Here is a 22,995-nt window from a genome sequence, read left to right on the forward strand (position 1 = left end):
GCGCCCGTGCCGGACCGCTTCGTTCCCCGTCGATTCAAGGTCCCATGAAGCTGAGCTACAAGATTCCCCTCGCATTCGCCGTCGCGCTGCTGCTGATGTTCTGTGGCGCGCTGTACGGTATCCACATTCTCAATCGGTCGATCGATACGTTTGCCGAAGACGTGCAGACGAACGTCGGCGATGAACGGCTCGTGTCGGCCACGCTCGTGCAGTTCAAGCTGCAAGTGCAGGAATGGAAGGACACGCTGTTGCGCGGCAAGCAGCCCGAGAAGCTCGACCAGTACTGGCAGGCGTTCCAGACGCGCGAGCGGACGGTCGATACGCTCGCCGCGCAGCTCGTTCATCAGTTGCCGCCCGGCGAGAGCCGCTCGCTCGTCGAGCAGTTCATGCGCGCACATACGGCGATGGGTGACGGTTACCGGCGCGGGTTCGACGCGTTCAAGGCTGCGGGCTTCGAGCCGTCGGCCGGCGATGCCGCCGTGGCGGGTGTCGACCGTGAACCCGCGGCGCTGCTGGAGCGGGCCGCGAAGTCGATTGCCGACGAGAGTGCCGCCGTGTCGGCGCAGGCGAGCCGCGACGCGCAGCACGCCACTGCCGCGAGCCTCGTGCTGATGCTGGTCGTGCTCGGTGTCGCGATGGTCGGTGCGTTCCTGTTCAGCCGCGCGATCCTGCGTCCGCTCGACCGTGCGGTGGCGTGCGCGCAGGCCGTCGCCGAAGGCGACCTGACGCGCGATGTGGACGCGGCCGGCCGCGACGAGATCGCCGATCTCCTGCGCGCGTTGCGGACGATGCAGACGAGCCTGTCGGGCGTCGTGCTCGAAGTGCGTACGCACGCCGAAGCCGTCGCGACCGCGAGCGCCCAGATCGCGTCGGGCAATCATGACCTGTCGGCGCGTACCGAGGCGCAGGCCGCGTCGCTCGAGGAGACGGCCGCCAGCATGACCGAACTCACGGGCATCGTGCGCCAGTCGGCCGAGCATGCGCAGCACGCGGCGCAACTGGCGCACGACGCATCGAACATCGCGGCGGCGGGCGGCGGCGTGATGACGGATGCCGTTGGTACGATGAACGGCATCGCCGACAGCTCGGCGAAGGTCGGCGAGATCATCGCGGTGATCGACGGCATCGCGTTCCAGACCAACATCCTCGCGCTGAACGCAGCGGTCGAGGCGGCGCGCGCGGGCGAACAGGGGCGCGGCTTCGCGGTCGTCGCGGCGGAGGTGCGTACGCTCGCACAGCGCAGCGCCGCGGCCGCGAAGGAGATCAAGGGGCTCATCGAGCAGTCGACGAAGCGGGTCGACGACGGGGCCGTGCTGATCGGCCGTGCGGGCGAATCGATTCACGAGATCGTCGGCGCGGTGCAGCGCGTCACGACGATAGTCGGCGAGATCTCGTCCGCGTCGCAGGAGCAGAGCGGCGGCATCCAGCAGGTGAACATCGCGGTCACGCAGATGGACGAAGCGACGCAGCGCAACGCGGCGCTCGTCGAACAGGCATCGGCCGCGACGCAGGCGCTGGCCGAGCAGGCGAGCGCGCTGCGGCATGCGGTAGCCGTGTTCAGGTTGCCGGAAATGGCGTGACGGCGGCTCCGTCGCGCCCGGCTTGAACGGAACCGGCGGCCGGCGCGGCGTCGGCTTTCGGCGGCGCGCCGGCGCCAGCCTCCACCGGCGCGCCTCCCGCGATCAAGCTGCGGCCGGATACTGAGCGAGCACCCTGGCGCGGATCGACGGCTTGATGTTCGATTGCGCCATGTCGCCGCCGTAGTGAGCGACGACACGCGGATTCATCACGCGAAACCAGAGCGGCGGCACGTACGCGAACAGGATCATCGTCGCGTAGCCGGCCGGCAGTTGCGGCGAATCGTCGAAGTGGCGCAGCGCCTGGTACGAGCGCGTCGGATTCGCGTGATGGTCGGCGTGTCGCTGCAACTGGTACAGGAACAGGTTGGTGACGACGTGATTGCTGTTCCACGAATGCTGCGGCGTACAGCGCTCGTAGCGGCCGTTCGGCAGCTTGCGGCGGCCGAGCCCGTAGTGCTCGACGTAGTTCACGACTTCGAGCAGCGACGCACCGTAGACGGCCTGGATCACGAGGAACGGGATCACGACCTTGCCGGCCATCGCGATCGCGATGCCCCACACGACGACGGTCATCGCCCATGCGTGCAGCACCTCGTTGCGCCAGGTCCACGGCGAATGCCCGAGCCGTTCGAGGCGGGCCTTTTCGAGCCGCCACGCCGAGCGGATGCTGCCGGTCACGGTGCGCGGCAGGAACGCCCAGAACGATTCGCCGTAGCGCGCGCTCGCCGGATCCTCGGCCGTCGCGACACGCACGTGGTGGCCGCGGTTGTGCTCGACGTAGAAGTGGCCGTATGCGACCGGCGCGAGCGTGATCTTCGCGAGCCAGCGCTCGAAGCGGTCGGTCTTGTGCCCGAGTTCGTGCGCGGTGTTGATCGAGATGCCCGTCGCCGCACCGAGCGACAGCGCGAAGCCGACGTAGTCGTACCATGCGAGCGCGTGCGTACCGACGATCCATACGCACACGAAGAACGCGACGTATTCGACGAAGGTCGCGAGATAGACGATCAACCGGTAGTAGCGCTCCCGTTCGAGGTGCGGCACGACGGCCTCGGGCGGATTGTCGCGATCGTCGCCGATCAGCGTGTCGAGGATCGGGATCACGCCGAACGCGAACAGCGGGCCGAACCACCAGAACACGTGCAGGCCCGTCGACAGCGCGAGCTGGGCGGCGAGGATCGGCAGCGTGATCGTCAGCGCGCCGAGCAGCCACAGGTAACGCTTGCCATCCGACCAGCCCGAAGCCGATCCGTCGGTCATTGCCATTGTCTCCCTCCTGCCGGCCGGCCCGAGGGCGGCCGCCTGTACGGTTGTTCGAATTCTCGTTGGTCCGCGACGCACGCGCGGTCGAGCCGGATCGTCATCTGGTTCTGCCTGTTATACGACCCATGCGCACGCTTGCCAAACTCCGGCACTAGGTGCGTGGCTCCAAACGGACGGGCGCGTGCGGCGCTGGCAGGGAAGGGCTCGCGCATGCTGATTGAAACATGCGGGGAAGGCCGAATCGGCCCGCACGGGCGACAGGTTTGTCAGACGGATGGCGCGCCGTGATGTGTGCGGGCGTCGGTGCCGCAGGTTCGCAACAAATGTTGCGTCGCAATATGCGCAGGGCGATGGATACCCGTAACGCGTGCCTTTGCGGTTACCAATATTACTGATCATTACGGCTTTCGCGATGAAAGGCGCAGGGTTCGACGGACGATTGCCCCATGTCGCAAGGCGACTGGCGCCATGCGTCGAACGAAGCCGTCGCGGCTGTCGTCGGGCTGCGCGCAGCGACGTGAAAATGCTGCACCTGCACACCGGCAGCCCCTATGGCCGCCGGGGGTGCCTGCCGCCTTTCGATTCGCGCCGCCATTTGAAAATAACGATTTGACTCATGCCCCGCTTTCGGTTGAAGCTAGTAGCTTGCTGTCCGAAGGGGGCTGTGCCTGCATGAGTTCGACCTTGACCGTTCGTCGTATCGTTGCCGACCAGGGGGGCGTGTATCGCGAACTCCGCGCCGCATCGCTGCGCGAGCCCTACGCACCCGGCGAAGCGCCGGAGGCCGAATTGCTGAACGTCGAAACGGACGCAGCGTCGGCGATTGCCGCGCAGCGCGCCGTGTCCGACGAGTCGACGACTTTCCTGCTGTATACCGAAGGCCATCCGGCCGGCATGATCGGCGCGTATTTCGACAATACGCCCGACCGGCGCGCGTTCGTCAGCGAGCTGTGGGTCGCGCACGCGGTGCGTCACCTGCGCGGCGGCGTGCTGCTGCTGGAGACGGCCACCGCCTGGCTCGCCGAGCGCGGCGCCCAGGACGTCTATGCATGGATTGCCGATGCGAACCGCAACGCGATCCGCTTCTACGAGCGTGCGGGTTTCGGCAACACCGGCGAGCACGCACCGATCGCGCGGATGCCCGGCGCGATGAAATCGCTGTACGTGTCGCAGGTGAAGCACTGACGCGACGTCAGAACGCGGCTCGCGCGGCGCGATGAAGGTCCGGTCGCCCGCTTGCCAGCCCGCCTCCCGGTTGCACGCCCGCCCGGGCCGCCGCAACCCGGTTCCCCAAAAATAATGGCCGCGCGCGTGGACGCCTGTAAAATACGCAAAAAATTTTTGCAGAGTGTCCATGTCGCTTAAAAAATCGCCATTCTTCGAGCTGCGCAGCGGATCGGTCGATACGTTGCTGTTCACCGTGAAGACGACCGATCTCGATGCGTTGCGTACCGAACTGGTCAAGCGCTTCGAAGCGACTCCCGAGTTTTTCGCCGACGATGTCGTCGCGATCGACGTCCGCCGTCTGGCTGACGGCGAGCGTGTCGCGCTGGCGGACATCCGCCAGATGCTGAACGACGTGCGGATGCGCCCGGTGGGTGTCGTCGCGCTGGCAACGCAAGGCTGGGCGGGGGAAGCCGGCCTGCCGTTGCTCGAGGCGCGCGATCGCCGCGCGCCGGCCGTGAAGCCGGCCGAGGGCGCGGAAGCGTCGGCGGTCGCCGAGGCGGTCGTCGCTGCAGCAGCCGCGGTGGCGCCCGAGCAGGCGTCCGAGCCGGTGCCGTCGGCGTCGACCCAGACGGGGGGCCAGACGCTCGTGATCGACCGGCCGTTGCGTTCGGGGCAGCAGATTTACGCGAAAGGAGACCTCGTGGTGCTCGCGCCGGTCAGTCACGGCGCGGAGATCATCGCGGAAGGCAATATCCACATCTACGCGCCGTTGCGCGGCCGCGCACTCGCGGGCGTGCACGGCAATCACGACGCGCGCATTTTCTGCACGTGTCTCGAGCCGGAACTGATTTCGATCGCGGGTATCTATCGAACAACCGAGAACCCGTTGCCCGCCGACGTACTGGGCAAAGCGGTGCAGATCCGGCTCGAAGGGGAAAAACTGATGATCGAACCGCTGCGCCTGACGTAACACACGCGGTGCGCTCCGGATCGATCGGCTCTCATTGACGAACACAGGGTATTGGGTAAATGGCAAAAATCATCGTGGTGACCTCGGGCAAGGGCGGCGTGGGCAAGACGACGACGAGCGCAAGCTTTGCGTCCGGTCTCGCGCTGCGCGGCCACAAGACGGCCGTGATCGACTTCGACGTCGGCCTGCGCAACCTCGACCTCATCATGGGCTGCGAACGCCGCGTGGTGTACGACCTCGTGAACGTGATCCAGGGCGAAGCGAACCTGAACCAGGCGCTGATCAAGGACAAGAAGTGCGAGAACCTGTTCATCCTGCCGGCGTCGCAGACGCGCGACAAGGATGCGCTCACGCGCGAAGGCGTCGAGAAGGTGCTGAACGATCTCACCGCGATGGATTTCGCGTACATCGTCTGCGATTCGCCGGCCGGTATCGAGGCGGGCGCGCTGCACGCGATGTACTTCGCGGATGAAGCGCTGATCGTCACGAACCCGGAAGTGTCGTCGGTGCGCGACTCCGACCGCATTCTCGGCATCCTGTCGTCGAAGACGAAGCGCGCGACCGAAGGCAAGGATCCGATCAAGGAACACCTGCTGATCACGCGCTACAGCCCGAAGCGCGTCAGCGAAGGCGAGATGCTGTCGCTCGAGGACATCAGCGAGATCCTGCGCATCAAGCTGATCGGCGTGGTGCCCGAGTCGGAAGCCGTGCTGCATGCATCGAACCAGGGTCTGCCGGCCGTGCATATCGACGGCACCGATGTCGCGGAAGCGTACAAGGACGTCGTCGCACGCTTCCTCGGCGAAGACAAGCCGCTGCGCTTCACCGATTACCAGAAGCCGGGCCTGCTGCAGCGCCTCTTCGGCAGCAAGTAACGGAGGCCGCCCATGTCCATCCTTTCGTTTCTCCTCGGCGAGAAGAAAAAGTCCGCATCGGTCGCGAAGGAGCGCCTGCAGCTCATCATCGCGCACGAGCGCGTTGGCGGCCGGCCGCCGGCCGATTACCTGCCGGCGCTGCAGAAGGAGCTGGTCGCGGTCATCTCGAAGTACGTCCAAATTTCGAACGATGACATCCGCGTGAGCCTCGAGCGCCAGGACGATCTCGAAGTCCTCGAAGTGAAGATCGAGATCCCGCAAGCCTGACGCTTGCCGGTTTCCCACCGCACGGCGGCACTCGCCGCCGTGCGCGTCTTACGCCCTGTTGCACTTTCGGGCACGCCGTAACACGGCGTCTGTCGGCCGTTATCGGTCCTCCCGCATTGAACGAATACGCTCGCGTAATTTGTTCAACCAGGAGGTTGTGATGGCTGTCTCTACTGTTCAACGTCGTATCGTTTCGCTCGCCCTGCTTGCCGCGAGCCTGTCAGCCGTCGTCGCGCCGCTTGCCGCACATGCGGACGAGATTCTCGTCGGCGCGCCCGTGATCGCGCCGCAGGGCCGCGTGGTCGTCGCCGAGCCGGTCGCCGTGCGTACCGAGGAAATCGTCGTCGTCGCGCCGAATGCGCCGCCGCCGGTACGCTACGAGGTCGTGCCGGCCACGCGCGTGGGCTACGTGTGGGACCGCGGGCACTGGCACTGGGATCATGGCCGCTATGTGTGGATCGGCGGCCACTGGGAGGCCGAGCGCGTCGGCATGCAATGGGTGCCGGGCCATTGGGACCAGCGTGGTCCGAACTGGTTCTGGACCCGTGGCCACTGGGCGTGATGGAGGCGGGCGATGAAACGAACCGCAATCGCCATCGCGCTTGTCGCGATCACGCTGGCCGGGTGCATCGTCGTGCCGGCGCGGCCCGTGTACTACCGGCCGGCACCCGTCGTGATCTACTGAGCGTCGCGCGGGCCCGGCTGCGTCGGGCCGTTCGTCCCGGCCGCAGCCGGCTCGTCGTCGCGCGGCGCCGGCGTATGCGCTGCGCCTTCGACAGGCGCGGCGGCGGGCGGCGTTGCACCGCCTTCGTCGCGCAGCGTGTCGAGCGGATCGGCGGGCGCGGCGGCCGCATCCTGCGGCTCGGTGACGCCGGTTGCCACCGTCGCGCTCGGCGCGGCTGCCGCAGCCGGTTCCGCGGCCGCGACGGGCGGCGCGAGATAGCGCAGCGCGAGCGTTTCGTAGAGCGGCGGCGCGAAGAAGCGCGATACGCGACTCGATACCAACGCGGTGGCCATCAGCGAAATCACGAGCGCGTGACCGTTGATCATCTCCATCACGATCACGAACGACGTGATCGGCGACTGCGTGACGGCCGCCATATAGCCGACCATCGCGAGTGCGATCAGCATCGGCAGGCTCATGTTGCTGAACACGACGTGCAGCAGATTGCCGAACCCGGCGCCGATCGACAGCGACGGTGCGAAGATCCCGCCCGGGATGCCCGGCAGGTACGACGCGACCATCGACACCATTTTCAGGAACGGGTAGAACACCGACAGATGCTGGCTGCCGTCAAGCAGGCCGCGTGCTTCGGCATAGCCGCTGCCGAAGGTCGTGCCGCCCGATACGAGGCCGACGACGGCGATCGTGAAGCCGCACAGCGCGGCGAACGCGATCGGCCGCTCGCGATACAGGCCCAGCAGTTGCGCGGGCAGCCAGCGCCCCGTGTTGAGCAGCAGCCAGCAGAACAGGCCGCCCGCGATCCCCGTCACGATCGCGGTCACCAGCACGGCGAGCGCCAGCAGTTTCGGGAAATGGGGGCCGGCATCGATCGTACCGAAATACGTGTAGTTGCCGTTCAGGCCGAGCGCGACGACGCCGGCGAGGATGATCGCGGTGATCAGCACGCCGCTGGCGCGCGCGGAGAAGCTGCGCGTCAGCTCCTCGATCGCGAATACGATCCCGGCGAGCGGCGTATTGAACGCAGCCGACAGCCCGGCCGCCGCGCCGGCGAGCACCAGTTGGCGTTCGATCTGCGCGTTCGAGCGCGGGTAGAAGCGCCGCAGGTTGAACATCAGCGCGGCGCCGACCTGCACGGTCGGCCCTTCGCGGCCGATCGTGAAGCCGCCCAGGATGCCGAGGAACGACACCAGCACCTTGCCGAACAGGATGCGCAGCGTCAGCAGCCGCGAGCCGAACGCGCTCGGGCGCGCATGCAGCGTCGCGATCACCTGCGGGATGCCGCTGCCCTCGGCGCCGCGGAAGAAGCGGCGCGTGATCCATACCGACACCGCGGCGATTGCCGGCGTCAGCAGCAGCGGCAGCCATGCGGCGTGATCGCGCATCGTGCGGAAGGTTTCGTAGCCCCAGTCGATCAGTCGAGCGTAGAGCACCGCCGCGAGGCCGACGACGATCGCGCCCAGCCAGAAGACACCGTACTGGCGCCAGATTCGCAGCGAGCGGCGGGTGAGCGCGGGAAACAGGGCGGGAAGGGCGGGGCGGGGCATCGGCGCGGGCCATCAGGCAAAGGATCGATTATAAAAAAAACCGGGGCCGCGCAACGGGCGACAGCGTTTCGCAAGCTTGTAGCATTTTGTTACAAATATAATTCAGGGGTAATGCTCGAAGCGGACATCCGTCGTTAGCATCCCAAGATGGCTGGCTCTTCCCCGCAAACGTGAAACGTATCCTCATCGTGAAAGTGACGTCGCTCGGCGACGTCGTCCAGACGCTGCCCGTCGTCGCAGATCTGCATCGCGCCTTTCCCGGCGTAACGGTCGACTGGGCGGTGGACGAATCGTGCGCGGAGGTCGTGCGCTGGCATCCGGGGGTCAGCCATGTCCTTTGCGCGCCGCTGCGCCGCTTCAAGAAGCTGCGCAATCGCGGCGATCTGAAGGCGATCTCGGCGTCGATCGGCGCGTTGCGTGCGCACCGCTACGATGCGGTGATCGACCTGCACGGCGTCTACAAGAGCGCGATCATTTCGATGCTGGCGCGCGCCGCGCGCCGCGTTGGCTACCAGACGCAGGATCTCGGCGAAACGGGCGCCCGTTTCGCGTATTCACACCGTTTCGGCCCGAGGCCGGACTGCGACGCCTGGCACGGGATGCGCGTGAGCGCGGGCGAGGCGCTCGGCTACGAGCCCGAGGGCGTCGCCACGTACGGCATCGTTCCGCCGCAGGACGTGAACCTGCCGGCGGCCGTGACCGACGGCGCGCCGTTCATGCTGTTGTTCCATGCGACGTCCAACCCCGACAAGAAATGGCCGGCCGACCGTTGGGCCGCGCTCGCCACGCAGATGATGGCGCGCGGCGTGCGCGTGCTGTTGCCATGGGGATCGGCTGCCGAGCATGACGACGCGCAGGACATCGCCGCGCGCGCGCGGGGCGCGGTCGTGTTGCCTGCGATGAGCGTGCGCGAACTCGGCGCGGCGCTGGGTCGGGCCGCGCTCGTGGTAGGCGTCGATACGGGGTTCGTGCACATGGCGCATGCGCTGCAGCGGCCGACCGTGATGATTTTCGTCGCGACGTCGCGCCACCATTGCGGTATCGGCGGCGCACCGAACGCACTGTCGATCGGCGAGCCGGGCGCGATGCCGTCCGTCGAGGAGGCGCTCGACGCGATCGACGCCGTCGGTCCCGCCTACGGCGCGTTGCGCGCGCGGCTGACCGCCTGACGCAGCGGGCCGGCCGGTTCAGGCGAGCAGCGCCTCGACCGTGAGGACGGCGGCGATCGCCGCCAGATTCGCCAGCAGCGCCTCGAACACGAGGCCGCGCCACGTCTTCGGCCGGAAGCGCAGCGCGAGCAGTAGCGCGCCACCCAGCGCAAGCGCGAGGATCAGGACGAGATCGGCATTGCCGAGGCGGATGTTCATGGCGGCGGCTCCTTCGGGGCGGGATCCCGGGGGCGCGCAGCGGCGCACCCAGGATCGAGTATAGGCAGCACCGGCCACCGCACAACCCGGGTCGCCCCGGAGTCTCAGACGAGCGACGCGTCGCGCGTTTCGCGCATCAGCAGCACGCCGATCAGGCTGATTGCCGCTGCGACCGATACATAACCGCCGACCCACGACAGCCCGCCGCGCGCCGCCAGCAGTTGCGCGATATACGGCGCGATCGACGCGCCGAGGATCCCGCCGAGGTTGTACGCGACGCCCGCGCCCGTATAGCGGACGTTGGTCGGGAACAGTTCCGGCAGCAGCGCGCCCATCGGCGCGAACGTCACGCCCATCAGGAACAGCTCGATCGTCAGGAACAGCGCGACGAGCGGCATCGAGCCGCTGCCGAGCAGCGGCTCCATCGCGAAACCCGACAGTAGCGCGGCGATCGCACCCACGACGAGCACCGGTTTGCGACCGAAGCGGTCGGATGCCCACGCGGACAGCGGCGTCGCGAGCCCCATGAACACGACCGCGAAACACAGCAGGCCGAGGAAGCTCTGGCGCGGAATATGCAGCGCCGACACGCCGTACGACAGCGAGAACACCGTCGAGATGTAGAACAGCGTGTAGCAGACGACCATCGCGAGCGCACCGAGCAGCGTCGGCTGCCAGTGTTGCGTGACGAGTGTCGCGACCGGCACGCGCACGCGCTCGTTGCGATCGATCGCGGCCTGGAACGCGGGCGTTTCGGTGATCTTGAGCCGCACGTACAGGCCGAGCGCGACGAGCACCGCACTGACCAGGAACGGGATGCGCCAGCCCCAGCTGCGGAACTGCTCGTCGGACAGCGACAGCGCAAGCGCGAAGAACAGGCCGTTCGACATCAGGAAGCCGACCGACGGCCCGAGCTGCGGGAACATCCCGAACCAGCCGCGCTTGCCTTGCGGCGCATGCTCGGTCGCGAGCAGCGCGGCGCCGCCCCATTCGCCGCCGAGGCCGATCCCCTGGCCGAAGCGCAGTACGCACAGCAGCACCGGCGCGAGCGCGCCGATCGCGTCGTAGCCGGGCACGAAGCCGATTGCGGTGGTCGACACGCCCATCACGAGCAGCGACGCGACGAGCGTCGACTTGCGGCCGATGCGGTCGCCGAAGTGCCCGAACAGGAACGAGCCGATCGGACGTGCGATGAACGCGATGCCGAACGTGACGAACGCGGACAGCGCCTGTGCGGTCGCGGAACCGTGCGGGAAGAACACGGGGCCGATGACGAGCGCGGCGGCCGTCGCATACACGTAGAAGTCGTAGAACTCGATCGCGGTGCCGATGAAGCTCGCGAACACGATGCGCCGGTGGCTGACGGCGCCGGCCGAACCGGTTGCGTGAGCAACGGTCGGGGGGGATGCGGACATGGATGTCTCCGTTTTGTCGTTGGGGCGGTCGGCTGAGCGTGCGGTCGGGCAGGCGGATGCCTGCCGGGTGCAGCCGAGCGAATGATGCGGATGACGCGGTGGCGGCGTGGACGCGCGCCGTGGCGCGGACGTCACCCGCCGGTCGACGATGGAGACGGGTACGTCGCCGCCGCCCGGTGCCGGCGTGGTCGGCTCGCATGCCGGGTGGGGCGCGCGAACGCGCGCGCGGCGTGATGGCCGCGCGATTGCGGAAAATTATAGCCAGCGCCGCCGCGCACCGGCAATCTCGGGCGGCGACCGGTCAGTCGATCGATTGCGCCTGCGCCGACGCGGTGCTTTGCAACTGGAAGTGGCCGTCGTCGTTGAAGAGCCAGCCTTCCATCATTTCGAGCCGGCCGTTGCCGTCGAGCAGTCGCGACGGCGGCGGCGGCAGCGGCGCCGAGCGGCGCAGCGACGCGAGCGCGAGCGCCTCCGCTTCGCTGTCGCCGTTGCTGCGATAGACGGACGCGTTGACGAGCCGGCCGCTGCCATCGACGGTGAAGGCCACGACGACGAGCGAACGGAGCATGGCCTGCGGCGTGCCGCGCAGCATGCCGGACGGATTGCGTTCGGCAACTCGCCGCGCGACTTCGACGCGGTATTGGTCGAGGCTGCCACTGCGGGTGATCGACGGAATCGTCAGGATCGAGTGTAGCGACGGAGGCGGTGTGATCGTGCACGCCGCGAGCAGGGCGACGACGGCCAGTGCAACGGCACGCAGCCGGTCGACGCGCGAACGGGGAAGGGGGCGCATGGGAGGCTAGCCAGAAGTGACTATAGAAAAATGATAGGCGCACGGACGCAAGCCGATATCGGGAGAAACGCATAACGGGCGATGCCGGGCGTTGCGATCGCTGATGACGGGGCGGCGTTCGCCCGCGCATCGCGATGTGACGTGACATGTGACAGCACGCTCGCGCGGCCGCCGCACGTGCGCATCCCGGCGTGCGTGTTGCAAGGCTGAAAGAAAGGCGAGGCACGTGAGTGGCACGCAGGCACGTGGCGATGGTTCGGCCGTTGCGCGTTGCGCAACGTGAGGGCGCGACGGTTGCCGCAGGCAGTACCGCGGCGGGCGCCCGCACAATCGTCAGTGACGCGTGCCGCCAGGTTCAGAAGCCGTGTGTGACGAGTGACAAGATCGACAGGTCGGGGTGCGTGCCGTCGATGATGCTCTTGCCGATGTGCACGGCTTCGTGGACGGCTTCATCGAGGCTCGCGAAGCTTTCCTCGCCGTCCGCGTGGAATGGCACCGCGTGGCCGGGCAAGGCGGGATTCGCGCCCGGATGGCACACGTAGCCGGTGTAGGTGTAGCGCGTGTCGCTGCCGGGCACGGCAGCCGGCACGACATGGACCTCGAAGCCTTCGTAATCGACGTGTTCCGTCGGTATCGGCAGTTCGGTCATGGCGATCTCCGTTTACCGCACGCAGGGGTGGCGCGCACGGTATCGAGTACGCGGCGGCGGTCGTGTCGCCGTGTTGATCGAATTCTAGGTGATCGAGCGGCCGGCCGGGAGGCTTCCGGCGTGGTGCGGCGCGACGACGGGCCGCTGCCCGTGCCCGTGGCTCAGGTGCCGCGCGGGACCTAGTGCGAACGCACGTGCCGTTTCGACGGACGGGTTCGCGCGCGGCGCTGCATCATTGCTTGCAGCGTGCGTCCTTGCGCTGCACGACGATGATTACCGGGTATTTCTGGCCGTGGTCGAGCTCCACGCGTGCCACGACGGTGAGCGTTGCCGGATCGGAGTCGTCGTACACGCTGACCTGGTCGTTCCGGAGGTAGGTCACGCCGGTGCAGTTCGACGTGCGTCCGTCGTCCCCTACCTTGCACTGGAGGTCGTTGTCCTTCAGGTAGTTGTAGGGCGACGGGCTCGCGAGGTATTCGCTCAGGCCGCGCGGCGAGCCGCCGACGCCGGTCACGTATGCGATCGCGCACGACGCTTGCGCGTCGCTACCGGACGCGGTGTCGGCCGCCGCGTGCGTGCTGACGGCAGCGAGCATCGCGACGAGCGACGAGACGATGAAGGGCTTCATGACGTGGGTTTCCCGTTTCGCGAATCGGAGCGCCGGATTGTAACGGCATCCGGCAGGACGCGTCGGAACGTGGAGGAGGGGCATGCGAGGACCAACAAAAAACCCCGTCATTCGGCGAATGGACGGGGTTTGGCGAACTTCCTGGCGGAAGCGGTGTCCGCTAAGCATCCTTTTGTGACAGGGGTTTGTGGGAATTTGTGCGACTCAACCCACCAAAGGACCCACCATAAGCGCCGTTGCAGCCATTCTTGTCTTGTCTCCCTATTTAAGGCACGGTAAACGCCCAATAAAGCCCGCGGGGAACGCCGAACATGAAATGTCCGCACTGCAGCGTCGAGGTCCACGACACGCGAACGGAAACCCTCATTGCGTTTGACGACGAAGATTCTCACGTTCTGGACGGTGACACAGTCTGGCTAGCTTCCGCGATGCAGTGTCCTTCCTGCAGGGCCCCTATTATTTATCTGGGGAGCGCTGACACACAGCAGGAGAATGAAAAGACACCTGCGTTTCTGGCCTATCCACGTGTGATCAACAGATCGAAGCCGCCACAGCAGGTGCCGGCACATATCGCGGAAGACTACGTCGAAGCCTGCCTCGTATTGAGCGATAGCCCGAAAGCCTCGGCAGCATTGAGCCGGCGATGCTTGCAGACAGTGCTACGGGAGCACGGTTACGCGCAACGAGACCTCGCCCCAGCCATCCAAGCGGCGCTCGATTCGGGAACCTTGCCGGCCCTGGTTGCTGAAAGTCTCGATGCAATCAGAAACATCGGCAACTTCGCAGCGCATCCGATGAAAGACACCAATACCGGCGCCATCCTCCCCGTCGCGGCCGAAGAGGCAGAATGGAATCTCGAGGTCTTGTCCGATTTGTTCGATTTCTATTACGTACAGCCGGCGCGGGTGGAAGCCCGGCGAGCCGCGCTCAATGCAAAACTAGAAGCTGCCGGTAAGCCCCCGATGAAGTGAAGTCGGTGTTCTCGCAGCACTTGATCAGATCGGGCGTCGCCGTCGTTGCGACTCTGGATAGGCGGTGCATTGTGCACCGTGCCGCAGCGGCTTGCCTAGCAAGCATTCCAATGAATGCAGCACGAATTTTTCATCGTTTGGTTTGTTGCGGTGTGGTGCACGAAAATGGTTTTTGAATCAGCCGCTTGCGCTGCCTTTGGCGCACGAATGGTCCGTGCGTCATGTCTGTGTCGAATCGAGGGGGCAATCTGACTTGCAAATCGGGGACGAACAAGGAGCGCTACGGAATGGATATTCAAGATGGCCTTGCGGAAAACGCGCTAGACAGAGAGCTGGCGCAGCGGCGCGCCGCTCGCTCCATGCTTGACCAATGGTGGGAGCGATTGTCGGAGCGCTCATCAACATGGGACCTCGAGACAGTCAAGCATCTGGTCGTTCTGAATGCGGCCGGCCTCGCCGGCGCTGCCACCTTATTGGCGGGCGCAAAGCCGCCACATTCAAAATGGATCGGCGCCGCGACATTGCTCGGCTACGGACTCGGCGTTGTTCTCGCGATACTGAATATGTATCTCGCATCAGTGAGCTTTAGCAGGATGCTCGACGAGGTCAAATCGCGGATGGTCGAAGTGGGGGATTTGTCTAAGCCGATAGACCATGTATACGACCGCCTCACTGCCGGAAGGAGAATCAACATTGCTGGTCAGGTATGCGGGTGGGGAAGTGCGATTTTTGCTATTGGCAGCACGCTCACGATCGGCTTTAGCCTCGTCAACTGACCGGCATATCTGATGAGCGATACGAGCAAGCTTGATAACTTGGTGCGACGGCTTCGAGCTCGCGTGGAGCGGAGCGCGAGTCGCGAGCAGTCTCTCGACTGGAAGGCCGCGGATGCGATCGACCACCTGCAGGCTGAATGTGCGAGGTTGGAGGCCGAAACGCGATCATTGCGGAGAGAGAGGACGGAAGCGGAGCAACATGCCGCCACCGCGCCCGCGCAACCGCCGGCGGATGTCGGAGTGTCGGAATCGCATGCAGCGTCGACGGCGCACGCTCTTGGCTTGCAAGAGGCGGCGGAGTTGCTCAACGTCTCTTACTCAACCGTTTTCGCGAATAGGCGAGCCCTGGGCTTTTTCCAGGTTGGGCGCCAGTGGCGTATATGGCCGGAAACTCTGCGGGAGGAACTGGGGCAGCGAACGAAGAAATTGAGTTCCAGTGAGCCTCGTATTGATCCCGGGGCGCCGGCCGATCGGGTGCAGCCCCTTCGGCCGCATAGTTTGTCGCAGTCCGCGCGCCAGGCGCAGAAAGAATTTGCTGCTTTGCTGAAGCCTGCGATCGAACGCCGGAATAGCGCAGCAAGACGTGGCGATCAGATAGCAGCTGCTCGACAGGCGGAAATTCTCGCAGAGTATGAAAAGCTGGTTGGTCTTCCGCCGAAAAAGTCACGTAAGAAGACCTGACTTGGCCGGGAGCGTAATTTTGCGCATTCCTATAGAGCGGCAGTACCGCGCTCATCATTGCTTCAGAGGCGAGGGAGATGGCGAGCGACGATTCCAAAAAACCTGGTGGGCGCCGCATCAGCGCGAAAGAGGCCGCTGAGTTTCTGGGCGTGCCATATCAAAACATTAGCCGGATCGATCGCCAAGGTGAATACATCAAACGGTACCGGCTCGGCCACAAGACGTATGTGTATGACCTGGATTCGCTGCACGCGTTTCTCGAGGCAAAGCTCGTCAGACCGCACGCGCGAATCGATCGACCTCGACAGGCAGCCAAGGCGAGGCGCGTGACGATCAGCTCCCCCGAAGTGACTAGATCCCCGTTACAGGAATTTCTTCGCGAACAGATCCGTAAAGCCGACCCGAAAAAGAAGAGCAAGTGACAGCAGCGAATCTTGGAGACTCGCTGTGCACCGCATCCCCGTATGTCGCAGGGGAACTATGCGCGCAGTTCCTCTCGGGTAAAAACAAAAGCCCGCTTGCTTTCGCAGAGCGGGCTTCAATGTTGGTTGCGGGGATAGGATTTGAACCTATGACCTTCGGGTTATGAGCCCGACGAGCTGCCAGACTGCTCCACCCCGCGGCGCGAAGTGTACAGACAGGGCCGTGATGCGTCAAACGCCGTCATGGCCCGGTGCAGATCCGGTAGCCCCGGATTTGTCATGCCGATCGAACGGTCGAGCGAGCGTCGGTAGGAGGCTGGGCACCACGGTTGCATTTTCGTCGTCGTCGAACATGCGTTCCCCGGTGTCGGGCCAGATACACGCCTCGATCTCGTGGCGGCAATGCTTCACGACCTCCCACGCAGACAGTTCAAAGCCGAACCCGGCGATCACGGCGTCGGTCGACGACGGATCCTGGCATGCCGGGTTCCGCAACTGAAACCCTCCCCAATGACCGTCGTCGCGAAGGTCGGATTCGACAGCGACCAGGCCGACGCATTGTGCGGCGTGCTTCGCCCGCTCGCGCTGCGCCTCGACCGACCAGTCGAACACCTGTTTCCAGTCGAGTTTCGCGAGCTGAGCCTCGATCTCGTCGCATGTTAAGCAGGTCGGCTCGGTGTTAAGTTGTCGGCCGTCGACGGCAGGTTGCTTAACAGACGGCCGACCGCGCTTTACCGTCGTCGCGTCGTCCGTGATCTCGGGCATGCCATCGCGTCGATACTTTTTGAGCCACGCGTCGCTGGCCTCGACATCGACCTGATCGCCTTGCATGACAAGCCTTCCGGCCTTTTTCCACTGCGTCATCGCAGCGCGTGATTTGCCGACGCGACGTGCGTATTCGGCGAGTGACATGAGCGTCATGGTGTTAAGTCCTACGTGTTAAGTGAAAAGCGTTAAGCAAATTTCAACCTTCATAGCTAGACGAAATACGCGGTGCGCAATTGCCCGTGACCCTCCCCCCCTCCGAAGGGGACCCGTTGGCCCCAGGGGGAAATCTGCCGGCCGAAGGGCCGAAACGCTGGCGAAATGCACCGCGGAACGGCTCCACGACCGGGCGCGCGAGCGAAAACGTCTCGATTACCATTTGGGATCGTGATTCCTTGTCATTGCTGGGGTTGCGGGGTGGAGTTCGCCACTGGCGCGCCATAGGTTTCCGGGTGTAATCCGAAACCGATCTTCTCCGCGATGCGTTGCTGGCCGGCTGCGACAGTGCTCATGTCGACCTCGAGATACGCCGCCGTTGTGGTCAGGTTCTTGTGGCGCAGGGCACGCTGGATCGACTGGACGGGCACGCCAGCCTCACTCAGCAGTGTGGCGAACGTGCCGCGCAGGCGATGAGCCGTGATGTGCGGTGCGCCGACAGCCTGGTTGGCGGCCAGCATTGCCGACCGGGTGAAGCCTGCCGGGTAGGGTCGTCCGTTCGCTTTCTGGAGGATCGGGCCGGCCGGCTTCCAGTCCGCCATCAGGTAGTCGATCAACCAGGCGGGGACCGGAATCGGATCGGCCTCGCGGCCCTTTGTCCGGCCCGGCGTGTAGGTCTGGCGCCCGGCGTCGAGCCATTCCCACCGTGCCGTGATGGTCTCCGATTCACGCAGGCCTAGACCAAGCATCAGGCGCACTGCCGTGCGAACCCCAGTGCGATCGCCTTCGGCCTCGTCGACAGCCGCGAGCCACGCCTGCGCCATCGCCACGGGTAAGATCGCCCGCGGCTTCTTCTGGACCTTCAGCGCACGGATGCGGAACGGGACCGCCGGCAGGATGCCGCGCCGTACGGCCCAATTGCAGAGCAGTCGCAGCACCTTGAGCCACTGATTGGCCGATACCGGCGCGTGCGATTCGAGATGCCGAACGCGCGCGAACTCGACACGATCTGTGGATAACTCATCGATCAGCACGTCGGCGAGCTCGTAGAGGTGGAGACGGCCGAACGTCTCCACGACCTTGACGTGTGCGCGACTGGCGGTCCGCTGGTGGATCACGAGCCACTGCGCGACGAGTTCGCGCAAGGTCGGTACCTCCTTGCCGTCGCGCGTCCAGAGCTTCGCCTGTCGCAATGCTCGCTCCGCAACCTGCTCGGCACGCTGTCGATCCGTTTCACGTGTCGAACGTTGCTGTCGCGTGCCACCAATCTGAAATCGATAGTGCCAAACGGCACCCACGCGGAAAAGGCTTACGCTCATATCGCCATCGCAAACGGGCTGGATCTGCCCGAAGACTGAACAACGGGAGTGATACCGCGCCAGCGCAGTGCAACTAGCTCTGGCGCGTCGTTCGCCTGCGACTGCGCCGAATCACTCGCGAGAATATCGCGCGCGATTGCTAGGATTTTGCCTTTCGATTGTGATCGGACATGAGGCCAACCGAGATACAAGCGCACACGTCCGTCGCGGCATCTCTCGATCGAAACCGCTTCACGATTCGGGCAGGTTGTCGCAGCGCCATCCATCTCCGCATAGACGGTGACGAATCGGTTCGAACATGCGGCCACCGTACGAAGCAATACCGCTGCTTGTGCGGCGCTCGCATCCAACGATGCGAGCGCTTCATGTGTACTATCGAAATGCCCTAATACGATGGCGGGATAATACGATTCTTCCATCGAGCCTCCTAAATTCCGTCGAGACGGTATTCGACGCGCGTCGGCAGGTAGTTCCCGTCGGCCGTCTTTGCTTCGGCACGCATGCCTTGAGGCACGTTCTTCATGTCGAGAGTGATGTGCATCGACTGCTTTGATGCATCCCCTCGAACCGTCTCCCCCGACCTTTGAACACCTGCCATTCCGGCACCAACGGCGCCGTTGATCTGGTCATCCGTATAAGGCTGCATACCGTTTTCGGCGCGGATTTGCGCCTTGATCAGCTTCGCGACTGTCGAGGGATCGGACAGATTCGGGACGTCGTTTGCACCGAGGCCGGTTGCGCCCGTCAGCAAGCTCACATAGTTCGCCATCTGCTGCGGCGTGTTTCCCGTACGCGCACCGCCGGTCCATTTGTCCATGATCTTGGTGATCGTGAGACCTTGGTAGTTGCGCTCAAGGTTGCGCACCGCAGCCGTGAGGCCTTCCTCGGGCGAGGAGTATGTGCGCTCGTTTCCGTTGTGTAGGATATTCAGCGGGTTGTTGCTTCGGATGCCCAGCGGCAATTGCTTGTTGCCGAGATCGGCCGGATTCTGATTGCCTGACAACCACGTGGCGATCTCGTCGTTCGATTTCCCTTGACCCTTCGCGGCAAGCGCGCGCAGGAAGTCTCCGGCCGGCAGGTGTGCCGATGCCATCAGCCAGTCGCCCTTGCGCACGTCGTCGATACCGTTGTTCTTGTCGACGTTCGGCAGTCCGGCGATCTCGGCTACCTTCAGCGCTCCCCACGCCGCAATTCCGGCCGCGCCGAGTGTTCCGAGCGCACCGACGGCCGCGGGGATCGTCACCGTGGTCAACGTAGCAAGGTTCGAGACCAAGCTGACGACAGCCGCAATCGGTGTGGCGAGGTTGATCGCGGCAATCGAAATCAGCACTGTCTTCACGCCACCGATGTTGTCCCACATCTCCTTGGCATTCTTCGATACCGCGTCCCAGTCGATCTTCGACAGCCACGCGACGAACTTTTGGACCGAATCGGCAAGCTTGTCAGCTATGTCAGAACGGTTCTTGTCGAGCCACGACGCGAACGAGTTCACCACCGGCTCAAGGATTGGAACCAAGCGCGAGCCGATACTGTTACCGAGCCCGGATACAGAGTCTTCGAGGTCGTTGACTTCGTTTCTGAACTGAGCCGCTCGTGCAATTTCTGCGGGTGTCGGGATCAGGCCCTTCCGGAGCGCGCGAGCCTTGTCTTCGTTGTACGTGCCCTGCTGCAGCATCGGCAGCAGGCCGCCCATACCGAATGTATCTGCGGCCTCACGCTGCGCCTCGACTGAGCGCTGACCCTGAATTGCCTTCATGAGCCGCATTTGGATTGCGTAATAGTCGATCGATCCATCCTTGTTGGGCCGAATTTGAACGCCCATCCTCTGCGCAACGACCGCCGCATGCGGGTCACCGCCGAACGCTGTGGCCCTGATCCTCATTTGCGACGAACTCATCGCCGAATCGAATTCGCTTGCGGCCACTCCCGCACGCTTCGCCGCGACGTGCCAGGCTGCAAGATCCTGAGCATTCATGCCGAGCAGCTTCGATGACTTGTTCAGCGCGAAACCGAAATTGCCGAAGCGATTCGTCAGGCCGACGATCCCGGCCACCGTCCCGGCCGCGCCGAGCGCCGCGAGTCCCGGCACCAGTTCGACCACCTTATCGACGAGCGTATGCGCTGCGCGCGCGGCTTGCTCAATACCTTTTGTGAGCTTTTCGATATTGCCGCGACCGACCGATCCGACGCGCTCGAACCGCTTTTGCATCTTATCGACCGGTGCGGTCACTTTGCCGAGCGCGGCATTGATACGATTGATCACCGCGGTGGCATCGTCTTGCGCGCTGATACGTATGGTTAGGTCATTATTTGCCATGAGTGAATGTTGTCCATGAGTTTGGAGATTCCGTCGCCCGCCGCGGTTTGGACTTGATGCGAGGGACATCAAGGAAAGGAGCCGCTTCCATGAACGTCGACGGATGCCGGTGTTTTGACCCACCGCCGGCTGGGGCACCCCGGTGTTAGCCGATGACGCTGCGATCGTTGTTGACGATATTGCGACCCGGTTGGTGCGTCCGAGTCGGCTTCTCGCGCGCAAGATCCATTTCGACCAGGCGATGACCGTCTTCGGTGCGAGGAATGTCGAGCCCGCGCGCCAGTTCAGCGCGGGATGGCGGCAACTTGCCTTCGCCGTGGATGACGACACTGCCAGCGGCAGCCCATCGGCGTGCCTGGGTCTCGTCGAGTTCGACGTCATCGCCGACGACGTAGGTGATCGATTTGTTGGAAATTACAGCACCGGTTGCCGCGGAAATCAGGCGCCCGCCGTGGACACTGATCGTCCCTCGAGCGACGCGGACGGTGACCTTCTGTTCCACTTTCTCGACGTGGCCAACGTACGCGCCGCAGGGATAGCCGCCCGACATGACGTCGGAGACGAGTTTGGAGGCACAGGTGTCACCGAATCCTTTCTGCTCGTATGCGGCCCACGCTGGCAGATACCAGTAGGAACGATAGTTATCGGTGTATTCCCGGGAGACTGCCGGATCCTTGAGACGCGAATGATCCCAGGGCACCCGCACACCGGTCGCGCGCACGTCTTCGAGAACCTGTTTCCCGCGGCCCGGAAATACGTTCTCGGCGTCAGCTCGGATATTGAAGATCGCACGGTAAGCGAGCTCCGCACCGACCATCTCGACGACAGCGGATTCCATCGCGGCGACGGCGTCCAGATAGCGCTTCTGGGCCGCATCATGCGTTTCCATGATGTGCTCGGTGACTGCGGCGCGCCGCTCGGTTTCGAATTCGGCCAGTTCTGCCTGGGCGATCTGGATCGCGTCGTCGTACACCGGCAACGCTGCTCGCGAAACATCGGCAGCAGTGGTTGCAACGGTGCGGAGCGCCTCGAGCTGTTCGATCTCGGCATCGATCTTGGCCGTTTCCGGCTTGCGCTTCATAACCAGCGCCGTAGCCTCGAGATGCTGACGCGCGGCCCGGCGTTCGGCCAGCGGTTCATCATGATTGGTGGCCGCCGCGATCGTTGCCTCGGCCTGCTCGCGCTCGGTTTGCAGGCGGGAGATCGTTTCGCGATTCTTGTTGATTTTCGTCGACAGGGATTTGATGTCTTTCATGTGGTACCTCGATTAGGTGGATTCAGGATTCGATTCGGGGGTGACTGCGGCCGCGTCAGCGCTCGCCTGGTCGAATTCGGCGTAAAGAGCAGCAGTCCGCGCTTCCGTCAACTGCCAAAACATGGGCATCCATTCGGGGTGGATGGGGCCGCCGCGTCCATTCGGGTGACGGATCCGGAGCCCCTCGTCGCGAAGGCGCACAAACAGCGCGCCGCCAGCATTGCCGCGGTGGTCATTGGCGGGATACAGCTCGGCGCGCAACGTGATCAGCGCGGCCATCTCGATGACGTGTGCGCCGAGCGCCTCCGCTGCTTGCTCGTACAGCGACTCCGCGATTTCGATTTTTTCGTCGAGACTGCGGAGAAGCTCTGCATTCGCCGCGTCGGAATTGGTTTGGTTCATGGTCTCGGGGTGAACGCGTTGGAAGGGGTTACAGCTCACCGCGCGCACGCTTGCCGGCGGCGATGATCTGGGCTGCCATCGAGTCGGCGGGCGGCGACGTGGTTGCGGGGTTGTCGATCTCGCCCCGGGCCATCCGGCCAGCGTGGACGATTTGCTTGGCGAGTGCGGTCGAATTCGACGCCGAGGGCGGCGCCGCACGCGGGGATTGATGCGACGGATGGGTGGAGCGATCGAGACCCGTCGAACGGCTCGTATTCGAGAAGCCGCCCATGGCGGCAGAGAACGGCGCGGCAGCAGCTTTGCGTGCGCGCACCGGCTGCTTTGCAACGGGTTTCGGCGTGGCCTGAGTGGCTGCCGGGGTGACAGTCTTGCGGGCACCGCTCGCCGGAAGCGGCCGAGCCGTCCGGTTCGACAGGAATGCGGCGAAGGGGGAAGTCGATTTCATGGAATCTCCTGGATATGGTCAGGCGAGGGCGCGACGCAGATCGCCGACGCGCCAGACGAGCGCGCCGCCTTCACGCAGCGGGGCGGGGACGGTGCCGGCGCGGATCCGGCGGCGAACGGTCGACGTGCTGCAGGCGAGCAATGCGGCGACGGTGTCGATGCGAACGCGTGCGATGTCCGGCTTACCATCGATGTCGACGGGAGCCGGGGGGCACTGGGAGGGGATAGTGGCCATCATTGCTCACGGTTGAGTTGCGATGGCCAGACTTTGGCGAGGGCACGGCCCG

At 64.7% G+C, this 22,995-nt stretch carries 26 protein-coding genes and 1 tRNA gene; 11 read left to right on the plus strand and 16 right to left on the minus strand.

Annotated features, from left to right (window positions below):
- Nucleotides 1–44 precede the first annotated feature (44 nt).
- Entirely contained in the window at nt 45–1,580 is a 1,536-nt protein-coding gene (locus HAV18_RS15575) for a methyl-accepting chemotaxis protein (protein WP_166957317.1), read from the plus strand.
- 102 nt (nt 1,581–1,682) lie between these two features.
- Here the strand turns inward: HAV18_RS15575 and HAV18_RS15580 are convergent, their stop codons facing one another.
- Nucleotides 1,683–2,843 carry an alkane 1-monooxygenase gene (locus HAV18_RS15580; RefSeq protein WP_166957319.1) on the minus strand — a complete coding sequence of 387 codons (1,161 nt, stop codon included), beginning with the start codon at nt 2,841–2,843 and terminating at the stop codon, nt 1,683–1,685.
- A gap of 669 nt (nt 2,844–3,512) precedes the next feature.
- On the opposite strand from HAV18_RS15580, the gene HAV18_RS15585 reads away from it, so the two are divergent.
- The 5 genes from HAV18_RS15585 to HAV18_RS15605 all read left to right on the plus strand — a co-directional run bounded on the left by HAV18_RS15585 (nt 3,513) and on the right by HAV18_RS15605 (nt 6,681).
- Nucleotides 3,513–4,025, plus strand: coding sequence for a GNAT family N-acetyltransferase (locus HAV18_RS15585; RefSeq protein WP_027788116.1), 513 nt, complete (start codon nt 3,513–3,515; stop codon nt 4,023–4,025).
- Between the two features lie 169 nt (nt 4,026–4,194).
- Nucleotides 4,195–4,977, plus strand: coding sequence for a septum site-determining protein MinC (gene minC / locus HAV18_RS15590; RefSeq protein WP_166957321.1), 783 nt, complete (start codon nt 4,195–4,197; stop codon nt 4,975–4,977).
- A 59-nt stretch (nt 4,978–5,036) separates the two neighbouring features.
- The gene (gene minD, locus HAV18_RS15595; RefSeq protein ID WP_166957323.1) at nt 5,037–5,852 is read left to right on the plus strand and encodes a septum site-determining protein MinD; all 816 of its coding nucleotides are present in this window, start codon (nt 5,037–5,039) and stop codon (nt 5,850–5,852) included.
- Between the two features lie 12 nt (nt 5,853–5,864).
- A complete protein-coding gene (gene minE / locus HAV18_RS15600) occupies nt 5,865–6,119 on the plus strand; it encodes a cell division topological specificity factor MinE (protein ID WP_006400798.1) in 255 nt (84 codons plus the stop codon).
- Nucleotides 6,120–6,279: 160 nt separating this feature from the next.
- The gene (locus HAV18_RS15605; protein WP_166957325.1) at nt 6,280–6,681 is read left to right on the plus strand and encodes a YXWGXW repeat-containing protein; all 402 of its coding nucleotides are present in this window, start codon (nt 6,280–6,282) and stop codon (nt 6,679–6,681) included.
- 116 nt (nt 6,682–6,797) lie between these two features.
- On the opposite strand, the gene HAV18_RS15610 is transcribed toward HAV18_RS15605, so the two are convergent.
- On the minus strand, nt 6,798–8,348 hold the full coding sequence (locus HAV18_RS15610; RefSeq protein WP_166957327.1) for a chloride channel protein: 1,551 nt from the start codon (nt 8,346–8,348) through the stop codon (nt 6,798–6,800).
- Between the two features lie 170 nt (nt 8,349–8,518).
- Here HAV18_RS15610 and waaC point away from each other — a divergent pair, with 170 nt between their 5' ends.
- Nucleotides 8,519–9,517 carry a lipopolysaccharide heptosyltransferase I gene (gene waaC, locus HAV18_RS15615; RefSeq protein ID WP_166957329.1) on the plus strand — a complete coding sequence of 333 codons (999 nt, stop codon included), beginning with the start codon at nt 8,519–8,521 and terminating at the stop codon, nt 9,515–9,517.
- Nucleotides 9,518–9,535: 18 nt separating this feature from the next.
- Here waaC and HAV18_RS15620 read toward each other — a convergent pair whose 3' ends face one another.
- From HAV18_RS15620 to HAV18_RS15640, 5 genes are all read right to left on the minus strand, one after another.
- Nucleotides 9,536–9,715, minus strand: a complete 180-nt coding sequence (locus HAV18_RS15620; RefSeq protein ID WP_166957331.1) for a hypothetical protein — start codon at nt 9,713–9,715, stop codon at nt 9,536–9,538.
- A gap of 104 nt (nt 9,716–9,819) precedes the next feature.
- On the minus strand, nt 9,820–11,130 hold the full coding sequence (locus HAV18_RS15625) for an MFS transporter (RefSeq protein ID WP_166957333.1): 1,311 nt from the start codon (nt 11,128–11,130) through the stop codon (nt 9,820–9,822).
- A gap of 301 nt (nt 11,131–11,431) precedes the next feature.
- Nucleotides 11,432–11,923: an energy transducer TonB gene (locus HAV18_RS15630; protein WP_166957335.1), complete on the minus strand. Its 492-nt coding sequence runs from the start codon at nt 11,921–11,923 to the stop codon at nt 11,432–11,434.
- Nucleotides 11,924–12,278: 355 nt separating this feature from the next.
- On the minus strand, nt 12,279–12,572 hold the full coding sequence (locus HAV18_RS15635) for a hypothetical protein (RefSeq protein ID WP_166957337.1): 294 nt from the start codon (nt 12,570–12,572) through the stop codon (nt 12,279–12,281).
- 232 nt (nt 12,573–12,804) lie between these two features.
- Nucleotides 12,805–13,200, minus strand: coding sequence for a hypothetical protein (locus HAV18_RS15640; protein ID WP_166957339.1), 396 nt, complete (start codon nt 13,198–13,200; stop codon nt 12,805–12,807).
- Between the two features lie 311 nt (nt 13,201–13,511).
- Between HAV18_RS15640 and HAV18_RS15645 the strand changes: the two genes are divergently transcribed.
- From HAV18_RS15645 to HAV18_RS15660, 4 genes are all read left to right on the plus strand, one after another.
- Nucleotides 13,512–14,171 (plus strand): DUF4145 domain-containing protein, encoded by a 660-nt coding sequence (locus HAV18_RS15645; RefSeq protein ID WP_243771657.1) that lies wholly within the window; start codon nt 13,512–13,514, stop codon nt 14,169–14,171.
- Between the two features lie 287 nt (nt 14,172–14,458).
- Entirely contained in the window at nt 14,459–14,947 is a 489-nt protein-coding gene (locus HAV18_RS15650; protein WP_166957341.1) for a hypothetical protein, read from the plus strand.
- Nucleotides 14,948–14,959: 12 nt separating this feature from the next.
- On the plus strand, nt 14,960–15,628 hold the full coding sequence (locus tag HAV18_RS15655) for a helix-turn-helix domain-containing protein (protein WP_166957343.1): 669 nt from the start codon (nt 14,960–14,962) through the stop codon (nt 15,626–15,628).
- Nucleotides 15,629–15,705: 77 nt separating this feature from the next.
- Nucleotides 15,706–16,050 carry a hypothetical protein gene (locus HAV18_RS15660; protein ID WP_166957345.1) on the plus strand — a complete coding sequence of 115 codons (345 nt, stop codon included), beginning with the start codon at nt 15,706–15,708 and terminating at the stop codon, nt 16,048–16,050.
- Between the two features lie 123 nt (nt 16,051–16,173).
- Here HAV18_RS15660 and HAV18_RS15665 read toward each other — a convergent pair.
- The 9 genes from HAV18_RS15665 to HAV18_RS15705 all read right to left on the minus strand — a co-directional run bounded on the left by HAV18_RS15665 (nt 16,174) and on the right by HAV18_RS15705 (nt 22,943).
- Nucleotides 16,174–16,250, minus strand: a tRNA-Met gene (locus tag HAV18_RS15665).
- A gap of 31 nt (nt 16,251–16,281) precedes the next feature.
- The gene (locus HAV18_RS15670; RefSeq protein WP_166957347.1) at nt 16,282–16,971 is read right to left on the minus strand and encodes a hypothetical protein; all 690 of its coding nucleotides are present in this window, start codon (nt 16,969–16,971) and stop codon (nt 16,282–16,284) included.
- 242 nt (nt 16,972–17,213) lie between these two features.
- Complete coding sequence (locus HAV18_RS15675; RefSeq protein ID WP_166957349.1) at nt 17,214–18,290, minus strand: tyrosine-type recombinase/integrase; 1,077 nt, start codon at nt 18,288–18,290, stop codon at nt 17,214–17,216.
- Nucleotides 18,287–18,709, minus strand: coding sequence for a hypothetical protein (locus HAV18_RS15680; protein WP_166957351.1), 423 nt, complete (start codon nt 18,707–18,709; stop codon nt 18,287–18,289). The genes HAV18_RS15675 and HAV18_RS15680 overlap by 4 nt, the downstream gene beginning before the upstream one ends.
- 8 nt (nt 18,710–18,717) lie before the next feature.
- Nucleotides 18,718–20,607, minus strand: a complete 1,890-nt coding sequence (locus HAV18_RS15685) for a hypothetical protein (RefSeq protein ID WP_166957353.1) — start codon at nt 20,605–20,607, stop codon at nt 18,718–18,720.
- A 145-nt stretch (nt 20,608–20,752) separates the two neighbouring features.
- Nucleotides 20,753–21,862: a hypothetical protein gene (locus tag HAV18_RS15690; RefSeq protein WP_166957355.1), complete on the minus strand. Its 1,110-nt coding sequence runs from the start codon at nt 21,860–21,862 to the stop codon at nt 20,753–20,755.
- 12 nt (nt 21,863–21,874) lie between these two features.
- The gene (locus HAV18_RS15695; RefSeq protein WP_166957357.1) at nt 21,875–22,264 is read right to left on the minus strand and encodes a hypothetical protein; all 390 of its coding nucleotides are present in this window, start codon (nt 22,262–22,264) and stop codon (nt 21,875–21,877) included.
- Between the two features lie 28 nt (nt 22,265–22,292).
- Nucleotides 22,293–22,709 carry a hypothetical protein gene (locus HAV18_RS15700; RefSeq protein ID WP_166957359.1) on the minus strand — a complete coding sequence of 139 codons (417 nt, stop codon included), beginning with the start codon at nt 22,707–22,709 and terminating at the stop codon, nt 22,293–22,295.
- An 18-nt stretch (nt 22,710–22,727) separates the two neighbouring features.
- Nucleotides 22,728–22,943, minus strand: coding sequence for an AlpA family transcriptional regulator (locus HAV18_RS15705; RefSeq protein WP_166957361.1), 216 nt, complete (start codon nt 22,941–22,943; stop codon nt 22,728–22,730).
- Nucleotides 22,944–22,995 lie beyond the last annotated feature (52 nt).

It is taken from the genome of Burkholderia sp. D-99, from assembly GCF_011605345.1.
Taxonomy (GTDB): domain Bacteria; phylum Pseudomonadota; class Gammaproteobacteria; order Burkholderiales; family Burkholderiaceae; genus Burkholderia.

What these genes read in the sequence shown, in the direction of transcription:
- HAV18_RS15575 (WP_166957317.1), top strand. Translation starts at nt 45, where the DNA reads ATGAAGCTGAGCTACAAGATTCCCCTCGCATTCGCCGTCGCGCTGCTG.
- HAV18_RS15580 (WP_166957319.1), bottom strand. Translation starts at nt 2,843, where the DNA reads ATGGCAATGACCGACGGATCGGCTTCGGGCTGGTCGGATGGCAAGCGT.
- HAV18_RS15585 (WP_027788116.1), top strand. Translation starts at nt 3,513, where the DNA reads ATGAGTTCGACCTTGACCGTTCGTCGTATCGTTGCCGACCAGGGGGGC.
- minC (WP_166957321.1), top strand. Translation starts at nt 4,195, where the DNA reads ATGTCGCTTAAAAAATCGCCATTCTTCGAGCTGCGCAGCGGATCGGTC.
- minD (WP_166957323.1), top strand. Translation starts at nt 5,037, where the DNA reads ATGGCAAAAATCATCGTGGTGACCTCGGGCAAGGGCGGCGTGGGCAAG.
- minE (WP_006400798.1), top strand. Translation starts at nt 5,865, where the DNA reads ATGTCCATCCTTTCGTTTCTCCTCGGCGAGAAGAAAAAGTCCGCATCG.
- HAV18_RS15605 (WP_166957325.1), top strand. Translation starts at nt 6,280, where the DNA reads ATGGCTGTCTCTACTGTTCAACGTCGTATCGTTTCGCTCGCCCTGCTT.
- HAV18_RS15610 (WP_166957327.1), bottom strand. Translation starts at nt 8,348, where the DNA reads ATGCCCCGCCCCGCCCTTCCCGCCCTGTTTCCCGCGCTCACCCGCCGC.
- HAV18_RS15620 (WP_166957331.1), bottom strand. Translation starts at nt 9,715, where the DNA reads ATGAACATCCGCCTCGGCAATGCCGATCTCGTCCTGATCCTCGCGCTT.
- HAV18_RS15625 (WP_166957333.1), bottom strand. Translation starts at nt 11,130, where the DNA reads ATGTCCGCATCCCCCCCGACCGTTGCTCACGCAACCGGTTCGGCCGGC.
- HAV18_RS15630 (WP_166957335.1), bottom strand. Translation starts at nt 11,923, where the DNA reads ATGCGCCCCCTTCCCCGTTCGCGCGTCGACCGGCTGCGTGCCGTTGCA.
- HAV18_RS15635 (WP_166957337.1), bottom strand. Translation starts at nt 12,572, where the DNA reads ATGACCGAACTGCCGATACCGACGGAACACGTCGATTACGAAGGCTTC.
- HAV18_RS15640 (WP_166957339.1), bottom strand. Translation starts at nt 13,200, where the DNA reads ATGAAGCCCTTCATCGTCTCGTCGCTCGTCGCGATGCTCGCTGCCGTC.
- HAV18_RS15645 (WP_243771657.1), top strand. Translation starts at nt 13,512, where the DNA reads ATGAAATGTCCGCACTGCAGCGTCGAGGTCCACGACACGCGAACGGAA.
- HAV18_RS15650 (WP_166957341.1), top strand. Translation starts at nt 14,459, where the DNA reads ATGGATATTCAAGATGGCCTTGCGGAAAACGCGCTAGACAGAGAGCTG.
- HAV18_RS15655 (WP_166957343.1), top strand. Translation starts at nt 14,960, where the DNA reads ATGAGCGATACGAGCAAGCTTGATAACTTGGTGCGACGGCTTCGAGCT.
- HAV18_RS15660 (WP_166957345.1), top strand. Translation starts at nt 15,706, where the DNA reads ATGGCGAGCGACGATTCCAAAAAACCTGGTGGGCGCCGCATCAGCGCG.
- HAV18_RS15670 (WP_166957347.1), bottom strand. Translation starts at nt 16,971, where the DNA reads ATGACGCTCATGTCACTCGCCGAATACGCACGTCGCGTCGGCAAATCA.
- HAV18_RS15675 (WP_166957349.1), bottom strand. Translation starts at nt 18,290, where the DNA reads ATGAGCGTAAGCCTTTTCCGCGTGGGTGCCGTTTGGCACTATCGATTT.
- HAV18_RS15680 (WP_166957351.1), bottom strand. Translation starts at nt 18,709, where the DNA reads ATGGAAGAATCGTATTATCCCGCCATCGTATTAGGGCATTTCGATAGT.
- HAV18_RS15685 (WP_166957353.1), bottom strand. Translation starts at nt 20,607, where the DNA reads ATGGCAAATAATGACCTAACCATACGTATCAGCGCGCAAGACGATGCC.
- HAV18_RS15690 (WP_166957355.1), bottom strand. Translation starts at nt 21,862, where the DNA reads ATGAAAGACATCAAATCCCTGTCGACGAAAATCAACAAGAATCGCGAA.
- HAV18_RS15695 (WP_166957357.1), bottom strand. Translation starts at nt 22,264, where the DNA reads ATGAACCAAACCAATTCCGACGCGGCGAATGCAGAGCTTCTCCGCAGT.
- HAV18_RS15700 (WP_166957359.1), bottom strand. Translation starts at nt 22,709, where the DNA reads ATGAAATCGACTTCCCCCTTCGCCGCATTCCTGTCGAACCGGACGGCT.
- HAV18_RS15705 (WP_166957361.1), bottom strand. Translation starts at nt 22,943, where the DNA reads ATGGCCACTATCCCCTCCCAGTGCCCCCCGGCTCCCGTCGACATCGAT.